At 66.0% G+C, this 15,099-nt stretch carries 10 protein-coding genes; 2 read left to right on the top strand and 8 right to left on the bottom strand.

Features of this window, described 5'->3' with window-relative positions:
• Positions 1-3: 3 nt before the first annotated feature.
• From WK25_RS01180 to WK25_RS01155, 6 genes are all read right to left on the bottom strand, one after another.
• Positions 4-1,251 (bottom strand): DUF2957 domain-containing protein, encoded by a 1,248-nt coding sequence (locus WK25_RS01180; RefSeq protein WP_059547992.1) that lies wholly within the window; start codon positions 1,249-1,251, stop codon positions 4-6.
• Positions 1,252-1,404: 153 nt separating this feature from the next.
• Positions 1,405-2,832, bottom strand: a complete 1,428-nt coding sequence (locus WK25_RS01175) for a DUF2957 domain-containing protein (RefSeq protein WP_040142989.1) — start codon at positions 2,830-2,832, stop codon at positions 1,405-1,407.
• 428 nt (positions 2,833-3,260) lie between these two features.
• Positions 3,261-4,211: an N-acetyl-gamma-glutamyl-phosphate reductase gene (gene argC / locus WK25_RS01170; protein ID WP_069240827.1), complete on the bottom strand. Its 951-nt coding sequence runs from the start codon at positions 4,209-4,211 to the stop codon at positions 3,261-3,263.
• 193 nt (positions 4,212-4,404) lie between these two features.
• Complete coding sequence (locus WK25_RS01165) at positions 4,405-4,977, bottom strand: flavodoxin family protein (RefSeq protein WP_040142992.1); 573 nt, start codon at positions 4,975-4,977, stop codon at positions 4,405-4,407.
• 217 nt (positions 4,978-5,194) lie between these two features.
• Positions 5,195-5,797 (bottom strand): YbhB/YbcL family Raf kinase inhibitor-like protein, encoded by a 603-nt coding sequence (locus tag WK25_RS01160; RefSeq protein WP_040142994.1) that lies wholly within the window; start codon positions 5,795-5,797, stop codon positions 5,195-5,197.
• A 249-nt stretch (positions 5,798-6,046) separates the two neighbouring features.
• The gene (locus WK25_RS01155) at positions 6,047-6,733 is read right to left on the bottom strand and encodes an orotate phosphoribosyltransferase (RefSeq protein ID WP_006752465.1); all 687 of its coding nucleotides are present in this window, start codon (positions 6,731-6,733) and stop codon (positions 6,047-6,049) included.
• Positions 6,734-7,193: 460 nt separating this feature from the next.
• On the opposite strand from WK25_RS01155, the gene WK25_RS01150 reads away from it, so the two are divergent.
• Positions 7,194-9,464, top strand: coding sequence for an NADP-dependent malic enzyme (locus WK25_RS01150; RefSeq protein WP_040142997.1), 2,271 nt, complete (start codon positions 7,194-7,196; stop codon positions 9,462-9,464).
• Between the two features lie 159 nt (positions 9,465-9,623).
• Here the strand turns inward: WK25_RS01150 and WK25_RS01145 are convergent, their stop codons facing one another.
• Entirely contained in the window at positions 9,624-13,214 is a 3,591-nt protein-coding gene (locus tag WK25_RS01145) for an indolepyruvate ferredoxin oxidoreductase family protein (protein ID WP_069240826.1), read from the bottom strand.
• A 318-nt stretch (positions 13,215-13,532) separates the two neighbouring features.
• Here WK25_RS01145 and WK25_RS01140 point away from each other — a divergent pair, with 318 nt between their 5' ends.
• Complete coding sequence (locus WK25_RS01140; RefSeq protein ID WP_040143001.1) at positions 13,533-13,724, top strand: hypothetical protein; 192 nt, start codon at positions 13,533-13,535, stop codon at positions 13,722-13,724.
• Between the two features lie 125 nt (positions 13,725-13,849).
• Here the strand turns inward: WK25_RS01140 and hppD are convergent, their stop codons facing one another.
• Positions 13,850-14,947 carry a 4-hydroxyphenylpyruvate dioxygenase gene (hppD, locus tag WK25_RS01135; protein ID WP_040143003.1) on the bottom strand — a complete coding sequence of 366 codons (1,098 nt, stop codon included), beginning with the start codon at positions 14,945-14,947 and terminating at the stop codon, positions 13,850-13,852.
• Positions 14,948-15,099: the final 152 nt, after the last annotated feature.

The following is a 15,099-nucleotide window of genomic DNA, read 5'->3' as shown; positions in this document are numbered from 1 at the left end:
CGCTTACTGGACGAACGCGCCGATCGTGAAATACGGCGTCGAACCCGCGTTGTCGAGGAAACCGAACACGCCACCCGTGAAGATGAACTTGCCGGTCGGCGACGTGCTGCCCGAACCCGTGTGGATCGTCGTGACCGTACCCGGCACCTTCTGCGTGTAGTCGAGGTCGAGCGCGGTCGCGAGCGACGCCTGCGACGGCTGGAACGGATCGAGCAGCGTGGCCTGGTTGTTGATCAGCGCGGTGGTCCGGTAGTCGAACTGGCTGTCGACGCCGATGTACTCGCCGTTCTGCGAGCCGGCCGCGATCGCCGTTTGCGGCGCGAGGATCGAGATGCTCGATTCGTCATCTGCGGTCAGGCCGGGCACGCCGTTGCTGTCGGGCGTCGGGTTCGGGTTCGCGACGCCCGTGCGCACGAGGATCGGCACCAGCTGGTTGCGCAGCTTGCCGACGATCATGAAGCCCTTGCCCTGCGGGGTCGCCGACAGCGTCGGCTTCAGCTGGCTCGCGTAGTTGTTCGACTGGAACGCGCCGCTGCCGTCGGCCGACGGCACGAAGTTCGTGCCCTTCTGCGTGCACGCGCCCCCGGCGAACTGGCCGGTCGTGTCGCACTTGCTCCACGTGCCGTCCGCGTTGATCGTCACCTTCGCATCGATCGATGCTGGCGCGAACTTCTGCGACGGCACTTCGCCGAATCCGATGTGGCTGTACGTGCCGGCGACCTTCGTGATGTCGGTCTCGATCGACGAAAAGCCGATGAACGGGTAGTACGGGAATTTCGTGTCGGGCACCGCGGCCTGGCCGAGCACACCGTCGAACTGGATCTCCTTGCCGGGAATCGTCCCGCCCGCGACGCCGAAGCCGACGAAGATGCGGGCCGGCCGCGACGGATCGAGGCTCGCGCCGTTCAGCCGGAACGCGCACTGGTTCAGCTTGTTCGTCGGCAGCAGCGTTTCCTGCGTGAGCGTGCCGCTGTCGACCGTGCCCGCGCGGGTCGGCGTCACCGTGCCCGTCTTTTGCGGCACCGCCGATTCGATATACGTGACCTGCCAGGTCATCTTCGTCGTGTCGAGCTGGACCTTCGCGAGTTCGCCGCTGCCCGCGCCGCCGGTGAACACCGTGCTGTAATCGAGCGATGCCGGGCACAGCCGCTCTTCGACGAGCGGCGGCGGATTGTCGCCGTCGCCGCCGCCGCCGCATGCGGAAAGAAGGGGGGCGGCAAAGGCCGCTGCCAGAACGAGGTTGCGCTTCATGTTGCTCCTCCAGATTTGTCTTGTGCGGCGGCCAGCTCCCTGTCGGCCGCTTCTGTTGCTTGTGCTCGTGCTGCCGGCGCCGTGCCGGGCGCCCGTTTCGTGCCGTCTCTGCATTGCGCGGCGGCAGGCAGCCCGCCGCCGCGTGCCCGATCGCTACTTGCTGATCTGCGCGCCTACACCGAAGTACGGGCTCGACGACGTGCTCGCGTTCGCCGACGTCGCAGTGACGCCGCCGTTCACCGTGCCCTGGATCAGTGCCGCATAGAGGCCGCCCGTCGCGATCACGACGCCGGATGCGGCCGCACCGCTCTTCGGAATCGTCGTCGTGTTGAGCAGGCCCGGCGTTGCCTGGCCGTAGTCGAGCGTGAAGCCGTCTTCTTCGGCCTGCGTGGTCGGGTTGATGAACGACGCGTTGCCGCCGCGGATCAGTGCGGCCGTGTACTTGAAGTTCGAATCCGCGCCCGCGTAGCCGCCGTCGATCGCGCCCGACTGGATCGCGGTTGCCTTGGCCAGCACCGCGATGCCCGATTCGTCGTCGACCTTGGCGTCGGTGTGCAGTGCCAGGTCCGTGCCCAGATACACGTAGCCCGTGCGGACCACCACCGGCACGGTCGCGCCGTTGAGCTGGCCGATCACCATGTGCGCGGTCGCCGACTTGCCCGTCGCGCCGACGAGCGGCAACTGCGTCTGCGGCAGGATCTGCGGCGCTTTCGCGCTGTCGAGGTAGCCGCCGTTTGCAGTGTTGACCGTCCACGGATCGCCGGTCGTCAGGCAGCCGCCCGAACCCGTCGACGTACACGCGCCGTTCGCGTCGAACGTCTCGCTCGAATTCGTGCCCTTCGTCGCGTAGTTGCCGGACGGCACCAGGTGGTACAGCAGTGCGTTGTAGGTACCCGGCAGCTTCGTGAGGTCGGTCGTCGTGCTCGCGAAACCGAGGAACGGATAGAAGTCGAAGTGGCGGTTCGGCACCTGGCCGACGTTCTTGTAGATCGGGACGCCGGCGACGGTAATCGTCAGCCCGTCGTACTGAATCGTCGCGCCGGGAATCCCGCCGCCCGCGACGCCCATGCCGACCAGCAGCATCGGCGGGTTCGCCTGATTGAAGTCGGCGGCCGTCGAATAGGTCGAGCCGTTCGGTGCCGTGCCCGAGCCGGGCGTGAGGACGAACGCGCAGCGCGTCTGTTCCGCGGTCGGCAGCGTGCCCGTCGGCGGATGAACGACCTTGCCGGTGATCGTCGTGCCGGCGCGGCTCGGCGTGACCGTGCCGGTCGCGAGCGGAATCGGCGACTCGAGCCACTTGAGCGTGTACGTCATCGCAACTGCGTCGATGTTGACGCTGACGATCTCGCCGCTACCGGCGCCGCCGAGGTACGTGCTCTTCACGATGTCGGCGTCGGCCGGACACAGCGCGCCGTTGACGGGCTGCGACGGAGGCGGCCCTTGCGTGCCACAGCTCGATCCGGAACATTGGGGCGCGTTGATCGGCGCGAGCGAGCCGCCGGAATCCCCTCCACCACAGGCAACCAGGAAAGGGGCGATGGCAAAGGCCGTTGCCACCCCCTTCGATAAGGCGTGCGACATGCCGCTGTCTCCAATCGTTTAATTGTGCGAGCTAATGTGGCCGCCTGGATTTTTGCTGTCAATTGATGAACTCGTCTAAAAAAGGCGATTGAAACAAAAGACGCGCCATATGCCCTTGCCGGATCGGGCTTTCAGTAAGAATTAAAACGAGAGGAGTGCGCTAGAGTCCCGCTTGAGTGGGGTTGCCGCCACGCATCGGCGGCCCGCGGAGCCTTCCCGCGTATAACGGCACTGTTTAAAGCGGCGATATCCGGTTTATCCCTATGCGGGATCGACTGGAGAAAAATTCGTGAAATTAATTTGCCGGTAATCGCGCAATCGAAAGCTTGTAAATATTTGTAAATCCATGAACCGGATTTTATTTATTGCCTCGCGCGAGCAAATAAAAAGCCGGCCAGCGGCCGGCTTTGCATCCGATGCAAGGGGGATCAGCGCTTGAGGCCGGTATCCTCGGCGGCGCCGATGTTGAGGTTCATGCACTGGATCGCCGCGCCCGACGCACCCTTGCCCAGGTTGTCGAGGCGCGCCACCGTGACGAAGCGTTCTTCGTTGCCGAACACGAACAAGTCGACGCGGTTCGTGTCGTTGTTCGCCTGCACGTCGAAGAAGCCGCTGTCGAGATTGTCGTCCGCGTTGAACGGCGCGACGCGCACGAACGGTTCGTCCGCGTAGTATTCGGCGAACACGCGCTGCACGTCCTGCGGCGTCGCGCGCTTCGCGAGCTGCTCCGGCGAGAAGTACGTCGTCACCGCGAGGCCCTTCAGGAACGGCCCGACGATCGGCGTGAAGACTGGCGCGTGCACGAGGCCCGTGTGCGCGGCCATTTCCGGCAGGTGCTTGTGCGCGAGCGCGAGCGCGTACGGCCGCGGGCTCGCGAGCTTGCCGCCGGGCGCCGCGTTTTCGTATTCGGCGATCATCGATTTGCCGCCGCCGCTGTAGCCGGTGATCGAGTAGCTGTGCGCGGCGAAGGTCGGGGCGACGATCCCCGCATCGACGAGCGGGCGCATCGCAAGCACGAACGCCGACGCATGGCAGCCCGGCACGGCGATGCGCTTCGACGTGCGGATCTTTTCGCGCTGCGCGCGCGTCAGTTCCGGCAGCCCGTATGCCCAGTCGGCGTTCGTGCGGAACGCGGTGCTCGCATCGATCAGCGTCGTGTTCGGGTTCCCGACCAGCGATGCGGATTCGCGCGACGCGACGTCCGGCAGGCACAGGAACGTGACGTCCGACGCGTTGATCAAACGGCGGCGCTCGTCGACGTCCTTGCGCTTCGCTTCCTCGATGCGCAGGATCTCGATGTCGTTGCGCGCCGACAGGTATTCGAAGATCTTGAGGCCGGTCGTGCCTTCCTGGCCGTCGACAAAAACTTTGGTGCTCATTTCGCTCTCACTGAATGAAACGGGAGCCGCGGCGCCCTGAAACCGCCATTTTAAGGCGTGAGCCGGCGGCCCTGCACCGCACGGGTCGAAAAAAGACGGCCCGCGGGCCGTCTTGTGTCCCTTTGGCGCGCGCGGCGCCGCGCGGTCGCCGCCGGCGGCGCCAGTGGGCGGACCGACCGGCGTACGATCGCGTTCAGCGGCCGCCGGCCACCCAGCGCGCGGTCGCTTCGGCGACGCGCCGGCCGAACGCCTTCGCGGTTTCGAGGTCGCCGGGCAGCGGGCCCTCGTCGGGCGTCGCATCCGCCGGCGACTGCGCGAGCAGGCCCGTGAAGCCGCCGACGTAATTGATGTCGTTGCGCGTAGCCGCCTTCGAGTTGGCCGGCATCATGCCCGTACCGACCCAGACCATTCCATGCTGCATCGCGAGCGTGACGAAATATTGAATCGTCGAGAACTTGTCGCCGTTCATCGTCGCGGAGTTCGTGAAGCCTGCGGCGATCTTGTCCTTCCATTTCTGCGTGAACCACGGTTTCGACGTGGCATCGGCGAACTGCTTGAACTGCGCGGACGGGCCGCCCATGTAGGTCGGCGCGCCGAAGACGATCGCGTCCGCCGCGTCGAGCGCGGCCCAGCCCGCGTCGTCGAGGTCGCCGACGGCGATCAGGCTTGCGGTTGCGCCGGCATCCTGCGCGCCGGCGTGGACGGCGTCGGCCAGTTTCTGCGTGTGACCGTAGCCGCTGTGATAGACGATGACGATGTTCGACATGAAGCGTTCTCCGGAAAGGGACGACACGGCGGGCGCCGCGGCCTGCCGCGTCACGCGCCGCACGCGGGCGGCGCGACGGATGCGCGGCGGGATGCCGCGACCGGTGCCGCCGAGTCTAGCAAGCTGAAATGACGAGAGGAAAGCGCGCCCGCGACGCACTGAAATTCGCGGCCGCGCGTAATCGCGACATCGCGTGCGCGCGGCGCCGCGCAAGGGCTTATTGCCCGTAGGTCACCGTCAGTTGTGCGGTGCCGATCGTCAGCGTGCCGATCTCGTGCTCGAACATCGGCGCGGGGCGTCCCTGCGCGACGCGCAGGTCCGTGCCCTTCAGCGCGTAGACGGTGATTACATAGCGGTGCGGCTTGCCGGGCGGCGGGCACGGACCGCCGTAGCCGTCGATTCCGAAGTCGTTGCGCGCTTCGGTCGCGCCGATGCGCCGCAGGAAGCCGGACGCGCTCGCGTCGGCGGGCAGGCTCGTCACGGTTGCCGGGATGCCGGCGACGGCCCAGTGCCACCAGCCGTGCCCGGGCGCGTCCGGATCGAAGATCGTGATCGCGTACGCGCGCGTGCCGGGCGGCGGATTGCGCCAGCTGAGCTGCGGCGAACGGTTTTCGCCCTTGCAATCGCCGCGGTCGAACACGTTCGCCGCGCGTACGCGGCCGCCGGACGCGAGTTCGTTGCTCGACAGGATGAACGGCCCTTGCGCGCGTGCGGGCAGCGGAGCGAGCGCGGCGCACGCGGCGGCGCAGAGAAGGGCGGCGATGAACGGAGACGGACGACCCGGAGACGCAGGCGAAGTGATCCGGCGATCCACACGCATATGGCGCATCTCCCGTCACGTGGGCCGGGCGAGGCTCCCGGCATTGTTGGCGTTGTACGTTGCCCGCGCAGCTGATGGCGGCGATGGATCAAGTCTAGCATTAGGGTTCGATGAGGATGCAGGCAGTGGCCGGCGATTCGGCATGATCCTGATCTTGATCGACCGACGAAAAAAAACCGCTCGCGGTGAAGCGAGCGGTTTTTGGAAGCCACGTTCAGCGGGGATGCCGGCCAGCAAGCCGGCGCCGCGTCATTCCTTCGGCGCGGTTGCGCCGCCGTGCGCAGCCGACCATTCGGCCGGTGCGTGCAGGAATTTCTCGACTTCGTCGAGCGTCTTGGTCTCGAAGTAGCCCGATGCCTTCGCGACGCGCAGCACGTCCCACCACGTCGCGAGCGCGTGCAGGTCGACGTCGATGTCCTTCAGGACCGACACGCTTTCCTTGAAGATGTTGTAGTGGAACAGCACGAAGCAGTGGTTCACCGTCGCACCCGCGGTGCGCAGCGCGTTCACGAAGTTGATCTTGCTGCGGCTGTCGGTCGTCAGGTCTTCCACCAGCAGCACGCGCGAGCCTTCTTCCAGATGACCCTCGATCTGCGCGTTGCGGCCGAAACCCTTCGGCTTCTTGCGCACGTACTGCATCGGCACCATCATCCGGTCCGCGAGCCATGCCGCGAACGGGATACCGGCCGTCTCGCCGCCCGCCACCGAATCGATCTGCTCGAAGCCGACGTCGCGCATGATCGTCGTTTCCGCCATTTCCATCAGCGCACGACGCACGCGCGGATACGAGATCAGCTTGCGGCAGTCGATGTAGACGGGGCTTGCCCAGCCGGACGTGAAGATGAACGGTTTTTCGGCATTGAAGTGCACCGCCTGCACTTCGAGCAGGATTTTGGCGGTCGTATCCGAGATCGACTGACGATCGTAGCCTGTCATGGGCATTCCTTGGGTGATGAGCGAAGAGCGGGCGCGGGCCCGGTGGCGCAGCAAGGGGAACCTGCCCGAGGGGCGGGGGTGCGATCGGCGGGCCAATCGCATCGCTGCGCGCGTAGCCGGCTATTTTACCCGATTCAGGCCGGTTTTCGGCGGAATTCGCGCGGGTTCGGCGCGCGGCTCGCCACCGGCGAAACAAACGGGGAAGGATCGCGGGGATGTCGATTCGCGGGATGCGGCGTTGCACCAACAGAGGTCATTTAGGGGGTGTACACTAGGCGACCCTTAGAAATCGTTCAGTACTTTGTACTTTCCTCTTGCCACCCGTCAAGGTTCGATGGCGTGCCGACCCGGCGCGTCGCGTGCCGTCTCGCAGTCGACCACCCCCTCGATTCAAGCAGACGCGGCCCAAGGTGCTGTGTACTGAACCGTCAAAATTCCGCATGTCTCTCGCAGGTCAATCATGGACGAACAACTGAAGCAGGCCGCTCTCGCCTATCACCTGAACCCGAAACCCGGCAAGATTTCGGTCACGCCGACCAAGCCGCTGTCGAACCAGCTGGATCTGTCGCTCGCGTATTCGCCGGGCGTCGCCGCCGCGTGCGAGGCGATCTACGCCGATCCGCTCGACGCGCAGAAGTACACGTCGCGCGGCAACCTCGTCGGCGTCGTGACCAACGGCACCGCCGTGCTCGGTCTCGGCAACATCGGGCCGCTGGCCGCGAAGCCGGTGATGGAAGGCAAGGGCTGCCTTTTCAAGAAATTCGCGGGCATCGATGTGTTCGACATCGAACTGTCGGAGTCCGACCCTGACAAGCTCGTCGACGCGATCGCGATGCTCGAGCCGACGCTCGGCGGCATCAACCTCGAGGACATCAAGGCGCCCGAGTGCTTCTACATTGAGCAGAAGCTGCGCGAGCGCATGAAGATTCCCGTCTTCCACGACGACCAGCACGGCACCGCGATCATCGCGTCGGCCGCGATCCTGAACGGCCTGAAGGTGGTCGGCAAGAATCTCGCCGACGTGAAGCTCGTGTGCTCGGGCGCCGGCGCCGCGGCGATCGCGTGTCTGGACCTGCTGGTGAATCTCGGTCTCACGAAGTCGAACATCCTCGTCACCGATTCGAAGGGCGTGATCTACGAAGGCCGCGGCAACCTCGATCCGTCGAAGCAGCGCTATGCGGCGACCACCGACGCGCGCACGCTCGCCGACGCGATCGTCGGCGCGGACGTGTTCCTCGGCTGCTCGAGCGCGGGCGTGCTGAAGCAGGACATGGTCAAGACGATGGGCGAGCGTCCGCTGATCCTGGCGCTCGCGAACCCGGAACCGGAAATCCGCCCGGAAGACGCGAAGGCCGTGCGTCCGGACGCGATCGTCGCGACCGGCCGTTCGGACTACCCGAACCAGGTCAACAACGTGCTGTGCTTCCCGTTCATCTTCCGCGGCGCGCTCGACGTCGGCGCGACGACGATCACGGAAGAAATGAAGCTCGCGTGCGTGCGCGCGATCGCCGAGCTGGCCCAGGAAACCGACCAGAGCGAGGAAGTCGCGAAGGCGTATGAAGGGCACTCGCTCGAGTTTGGCCCGGATTACCTGATTCCGAAGCCGTTCGATCCGCGCCTGATCATCAAGATCGCGCCGGCCGTCGCGCAGGCCGCGATGGACTCGGGCGTCGCGACGCGCCCGATTCAGGACATGGACGCGTACCGCGAGCAACTCGGCGCAACCGTCTACCGCACCGGCATGGTGATGCGTCCGGTGTTCGCGACCGCGAAGAAGAAGGAAGCGCGCATCGTGTTCGCCGAAGGCGAAGACGAGCGCGTGCTGCGTGCCGCGCAGTTCGTGCTGCTGGAGAAGATCGCGAAGCCGATCATCGTCGGCCGTCCGTCGGTCGTCGAGATGCGCCTCGCGAAGATCGGCTCGAAGCTGAAGGCCGGCGTCGATTTCGAGATCGTGAATCCGGAAGACGACACGCGCTACCACCGCTACTGGCAGGCGTACCACGAGATCGGCGCGCGCGACGGCGTCACGCCCGAAGTGGCGAAGGCCGCGCTGCGCAAGTTCAACACGCTGATCGGCGCGATGCTCGTGCATCTGGGCGATGCGGACGGGATGATCTGCGGGATGATCGACACGTACCACACGCACCTGAAGTTCATCGAGCAGGTGCTGGGGCGTGCGCAGGGCGCCGAACACTACGCGGCGATGAACCTGCTGATGCTGCCGGGCCGCAACCTGTTCCTGTGCGACACCTACGTGAACGAACTGCCGAGCGCCGAGCAGCTCGCCGACATGACGATCCAGGCGGCCGCCGAGATCGAGCGCTTCGGCATCGCGCCGAAGGCTGCGCTGCTGTCGAACTCGAACTTCGGCAGCGCGCCGTCGGCGTCGTCGCGCCGGATGGCCGAAGCCCGCAAGCTGATCAGCGAGCGCGCACCGAACCTCGAAGTCGACGGCGAAATGCACGGCGATGCGGCGCTGTCCGAAGCGGTCCGCAAGGCCGCGTTCCCCGGTACGACGCTGTCGGGCGAAGCGAACCTGCTGATCATGCCGAACGTCGAAGCTGCGAACATCGCTTACAACCTGCTGAAGATGGTCGGCGGCGAAGGCGTGACGGTCGGCCCGTTCCTGCTCGGCGCGGCGAAGCCGGTCCACATCCTAACGCCGGCTGCGACCGTGCGCCGGATCATCAATATGACGGCGGTTGCCGCCGCGAACGCGAACACGAAGTAAGTTCGCGCTCGCTTGCACCGCGCCCGAGGCGCGGCGCAAGCGGAAACGAAAACGCCACGGAACCTGCGTTCCGTGGCGTTTTTTTTGCGGGCCTCGCCGAGCGTCGAGGCCCGCCGTGCGGGAGCGGGCGTCGTTACCGCGAACGCCCGTCCCGCCCGGTCATGCGACCTGCTGACGCGACTGGCCGCCCGTCGGCGAACGCCACTTCGCGAGCAGCGTGTCCCACTTCTGGCGCACCGCGCGCAGGTTGTTCTCCTTCACGTGGCCGTAGCCGCGAATGCCGTCCGGCAACGCCGCGAGCTCGAGCGCGAGCGGGCGGTTGGCCGCGTTCAGCCCGGCCAGCACTTCGCCGATCAGCGCTTCGTACTCGCCGATCAGCGCGCGCTCGATCCGGCGTTCCTCGGTGCGGCCGAACGGGTCGAGCCCGGTGCCGCGCAGGAATTTCGCCTTCGCGAGCAGCCGGAACGCCGACAGCATCCACGGGCCGTACGCTTTCTTGATCAGATGGCCATGTGCATCCTTCTTCGCGAACAGCGGCGGCGCGAGGTGGAATTTCACCTTCCAGTCGCCTTCGAACTGCGACGACAGCCGCGCGAGGAACGCGGGATCGGACTGCAGCCGCGCGACCTCGTATTCGTCCTTGTACGCCATCAGCTTGAACAGGTTGCGCGCGACCGCTTCGGTCAGCGGCTCCTGCGTTGCGTCGCCGTCCGCGAGCGTGCGCTCGGTCGCGCGCACCTTGTCGACGAAGGCCGCGTAGCGCGATGCGTACGCGGCGTTCTGGTACGCGGTGAGAAACTCGACGCGCTTCGCGATCAGTGCATCGACCGCCTTCTTCGTGTGCAGCGAGATCACCGTCGCGCCTTGCGCGGGGCGTACGTCGCCGGCCGCGGCCTGCTTCACGCTCGCGAGATCGTGCGCGGCGCGCCGGCCCCAGTCGAACGCCGCGCGGTTCTTGTCGACCGACACCGCGTTCAGCTCGATCGCGCGTTCGAGCGACGCGAGCGTCAGCGGGAGCCAGCCCTTCTGCCACGCATAGCCAAGCACGAACGGGTTCGTGTAGATCGCATCGCCGAGCAGTGCGACCGCGAAACGGTTCGCGTCGATGAAATCCACCGCTTCGCCGGCTGCCGCGCGGATGTCGTTCTCGGCCGACAGCCCCGGGAACGCCCAGTTCGGGTTCTTGATGAACTCGGCGGTCGGCGTCTGCGAGCTGTTGACGACCACGCGCGTCGCGTCGTGCCGCATCCGCGACGTGCATTCGTCGCCGGCCGTGACGATCGCGTCGCAGCCGATCACGAGATCGGCTTCGCCCATCGCGATCCGCGTCGCATGGATGTCGGTCGGCGCGTGCGAGATCTGCACGTGGCTCATCACGGCGCCGCCCTTTTGCGCGAGGCCCGTGACGTCGAGCACGGTCACGCCCTTGTTCTCCAAATGCGCGGCCATGCCGAGCAGCGCGCCGATCGTGACGACGCCCGTGCCGCCCACGCCCGTGACCAGCACGCCGTACGCGCGGTCGATCGCCGGCAGCGTCGGCTCCGGAATCGGCGGCAGTGCGTTGCCGTCGACCGACACGGCCTTCGGTTTCTTCAGCTGGCCGCCTTCGACCGTGACGAAGCTCGGGCAGAAGCCCTTCACGCACGAGAAGTCCTTGTTGCAGGTCGACTGGTTGATCTGGCGCTTCGTGCCGAACTCGGTTTCGAGCGGCTCGACCGACAGGCAGTTCGACTGCACCGAGCAATCGCCGCAGCCTTCGCACACCGCGTCGTTGATCACCACGCGCTTCGCCGGATCCGGATACGTGCCGCGCTTGCGGCGGCGGCGCTTCTCGGTCGCGCAGGTCTGGTCGTAGATCAGGATCGTCGTGCCTTCGATCTCGCGCAGCTCGCGCTGCACGTCGTCGAGCTGGTCGCGATGGTGGATCGTCACGCCCGGCGCGAGCAGCGCTTTCTGGCTGTCGTACTTCTCGGGTTCGTCGGTGACGATCACGATCTTCTTCGCGCCTTCGGACGCGAGTTGATGGGTGATCTGCGGCACCGTCAGCACGCCGTCGACCGGCTGGCCGCCCGTCATCGCGACCGCGTCGTTGTAGAGGATCTTGTAGGTGATGTTCGCCTTCGACGAGATCGCCGCACGCACCGCCAGCAGGCCCGAATGGAAATAGGTGCCGTCGCCGAGGTTCGCGAACACGTGCTTTTCATCGGTGAACGGCGCCTGGCCGATCCACGGCACCCCTTCGCCGCCCATCTGGCTGAAGGTGCTCGTGTTGCGATCCATCCACACGGTCATGTAGTGGCAGCCGATCCCGGCGATCGCGCGCGAGCCTTCCGGCACGTTGGTCGACGTGTTGTGCGGGCAGCCCGAGCAGAACCACGGCTTGCGCTCGGTCTGCACATGCGGCTTCGCGAGCGCCATTTCCTTCGCATTGATCACCGCGAGCCGCGCGGCGATGCGCGCGCGCACGTCGGACGGCAATTCGAACTTCTCGAGCCGCGTCGCGATCGCCTTCGCGATGATCGCCGGCGAGAGTTCGTAGTGCGCGGGCAGCAGCCAGTTGCCCATCGGCACCGACCATTCGCCGCCGGCGCCGTCCTTCTCGTCGAACTTGCCGAACACGCGGGGGCGCTGCGCGTCGGGCCAGTTGTACAGCTCTTCCTTGATCGCGTATTCGAGGATCTGGCGCTTTTCCTCGACGACCAGAATCTCGTCGAGCCCGCGCGCGAACGCCTGCGCGCCCTGCGCCTCCAGCGGCCACACGCAGCCGACCTTGTACAGGCGGATACCGATCCGCGCGCACGTTTCGTCGTCGAGGCCGAGGTCGATCAGCGCCTGGCGCACGTCGAGGTACGCCTTGCCGCCCGTCATGATCCCGAAGCGGGCATGCGGCGAGTCGATCTCGATCCTGTCGAGCTTGTTCGCGCGCACGTACGCGAGCGCCGCGTACCACTTGTAGTCGAGCAGCCGCGCTTCCTGCACGAGCGGCGGGTCCGGCCAGCGGATGTTCAGCCCGCCTTCCGGCAGGATGAAGTCGGTCGGCAGCACGATCTCGGTTCGATGCGGGTCGATGTCGACCGAGGCCGACGATTCGACGACGTCCGTCACGCACTTGAGCGCAACCCACAGGCCCGAGTAGCGGCTCATCGCCCAGCCGTGCAGCCCGAAGTCGAGATATTCCTGCACATTCGAAGGGAACAGCACCGGCAGGCCGCAGGCCTTGAAGATGTGTTCAGACTGGTGCGCGAGCGTCGACGATTTCGCTGCGTGGTCGTCGCCGGCGAGCACGAGCACGCCGCCGTGCTTCGACGAGCCGGCCGAGTTCGCGTGCTTGAAGACGTCGCCGGTGCGGTCGACGCCCGGCCCCTTGCCGTACCACATGCCGAACACGCCGTCGTATTTCGCGCCGGGGTACAGGTTCACCTGCTGCGAACCCCACACGGCGGTGGCGGCGAGATCTTCGTTGAGACCGGGCTGAAAGACGATCTGGTGCGCCGCGAGGTGCTGCTTCGCCTTCCACAGCGACAGGTCGAGCCCGCCGAGCGGCGAGCCGCGATAACCGGAGATGAAGCCGGCCGTGTTGAGGCCGGCGGCGCGGTCGCGTTCCTGCTGGAGCATCGGCAGGCGCACGAGCGCCTGGATGCCGCTCATGTACGCGCGGCCGCGTTCGAGCGTGTATTTGTCGTCAAGCGTGACGGACTTCAGCGCGGCTTCGAGCGACGCGCGTTGGTCTGCGTCTAGCGGGGCATTCATTAACTGTCTCCTCCACCCGGTTTGGGATCACCAAAACTTCGATTGCGTCGACGTCTTGTGAACGTGTCGGCAGTGGCCGGCATATTCGCCGGTTTCAGATGATGGTAGCACTGGGATAAACCCGCCGCCCACCGGCGCGCGTGCCGCCGCGCGTCAACGAAGCCGGCCGTGGCATTGCGTTACATCATGTAAAAGCATGTAAAGCCGGTCCATTCGTCGCGCAAATGCCGTTAATCTTGTCGGCCTGCCGGAGGTGCCCGGCCGTGTCGCTCGTTTCGACACATCCGGGGAGGCGCCGGCAGTTTTAAAGGAGGTGCAATGAACACTCGTCATATCCAGAGTTTCCTGATCGTGTCCGCCGCGTTTTTCGCGATGACCGGCCCGGTGCACGCGCACGGCGCGAGCGCACTGGCGGCAGCCGGCGCGCAGATGCGTCAGCCCGTGTCGGCGCAGGGCGTCGATGCGCAGCCGGCGGCCGAGCCTGCCGTCGCGAAGGCGGCCGTGCGTTGATCCGTTCGCGTGGCCGCCGGGCCGCGCCGGAACGAGAAAACGAAAAAAGGGCGGGAATCGCGAGATTCCCGCCCTTTTCCATATGCACCGATTCGCTCGCCTGGCGGCCTACTCGGCCGCGTTCGTCAGGCCTTGTCCTGAACCACGCCGCGGCGGATCTGGTCGAGCTCGATCGATTCGAACAGCGCCTTGAAGTTGCCTTCGCCGAAGCCCTGATTGCCCTTGCGCTGGATGATCTCGAAGAAGATCGGCCCGATCTGGTTCTCGGTGAAGATCTGCAACAGCAAGTCGTCGCGCGCGCCGTCGATCAGGATCTTGCGCTTCTTCAGCTCTTCGAGCGATTCGCCGTGGTTCGGCACGCGGCGGTCGACCAGCTCGTAATACGTGTCGATCGTGTCGAGCAGCTTCACTTCCTTGCTGCGCAGGCCGTCGACCGCGCGGTAGATGTCGTTCGTGCCGAGCGCGATGTGCTGGATGCCTTCGCCGTGGTACGCGTCGAGGTACTCCTGGATCTGGCCGGCCGTTTCCGAGCCTTCCTCGTTGATCGGAATGCGGATCTTGCCGCACGGCGACGTCATCGCCTTCGACTTCACACCCGTCACCTTGCCTTCGATGTCGAAGTAACGCACTTCGCGGAAGTTGAACAGCCGCTCGTAGAACTCCGCCCATTCCTGCATGCGGCCGCGATGCACGTTGTGCGTCAGATGGTCGATGTACGTGAGGCCGTGGCCGACCGGGTTCGGATTGGCACCGGCGATCGGTTCGAAGTCGACGTCGTAGATGCTGATGTCGCCGATCGCGCCCGGTTGCGCGCCGTTTTTCCCGCGCCAGCGGTCGACGAAATAGATCAGTGAATCGCCGATGCCCTTGATCGCCGGGATGTTCAGCTCCATCGGGCCGGTCTTGTTGTCGAAGCCCCATGCGCCCAGCTCGAGCGCGTGCTTGTAAGCCTTCGCGGCGTCCTGCACGCGAAACGCGATCGCGCAGATCGACGGGCCGTGCAGCCGCGCGAAGCGTTGCGCGAACGAATCGGGCTCGGCGTTGATGATGAAGTTGATGTCGCCCTGGCGGTACACCGTCACGTCCTTGTGGCGATGACGCGCGATCGCGGTGAAGCCCATCCGTTCGAACAGTTGTCCAAGCGCTTTCGGATCCGGGGCGGTGTATTCGATGAATTCGAAGCCGTCGGTGCCGACGGGGTTGTCCCAGTTGGGAATCTGCATGTCGTGTCTCCTGTGCGGGGCGATCGGCCGGGGCGGCGTGCGTGTGCCCGGCGTGGTTCGATGTCGACGGCCGGGCCTGCGATGAGCGTGCGCGACGAGTCGAGACATGCGACAGAGTGTAGCGGGCGGACGCGAGCGGAAACTTGCGAACT

The sequence above is a fragment of the Burkholderia latens genome, assembly GCF_001718795.1.
Lineage (GTDB): Bacteria > Pseudomonadota > Gammaproteobacteria > Burkholderiales > Burkholderiaceae > Burkholderia > Burkholderia latens_A.
This window is presented reverse-complemented; position numbering and strand designations above follow the sequence as displayed.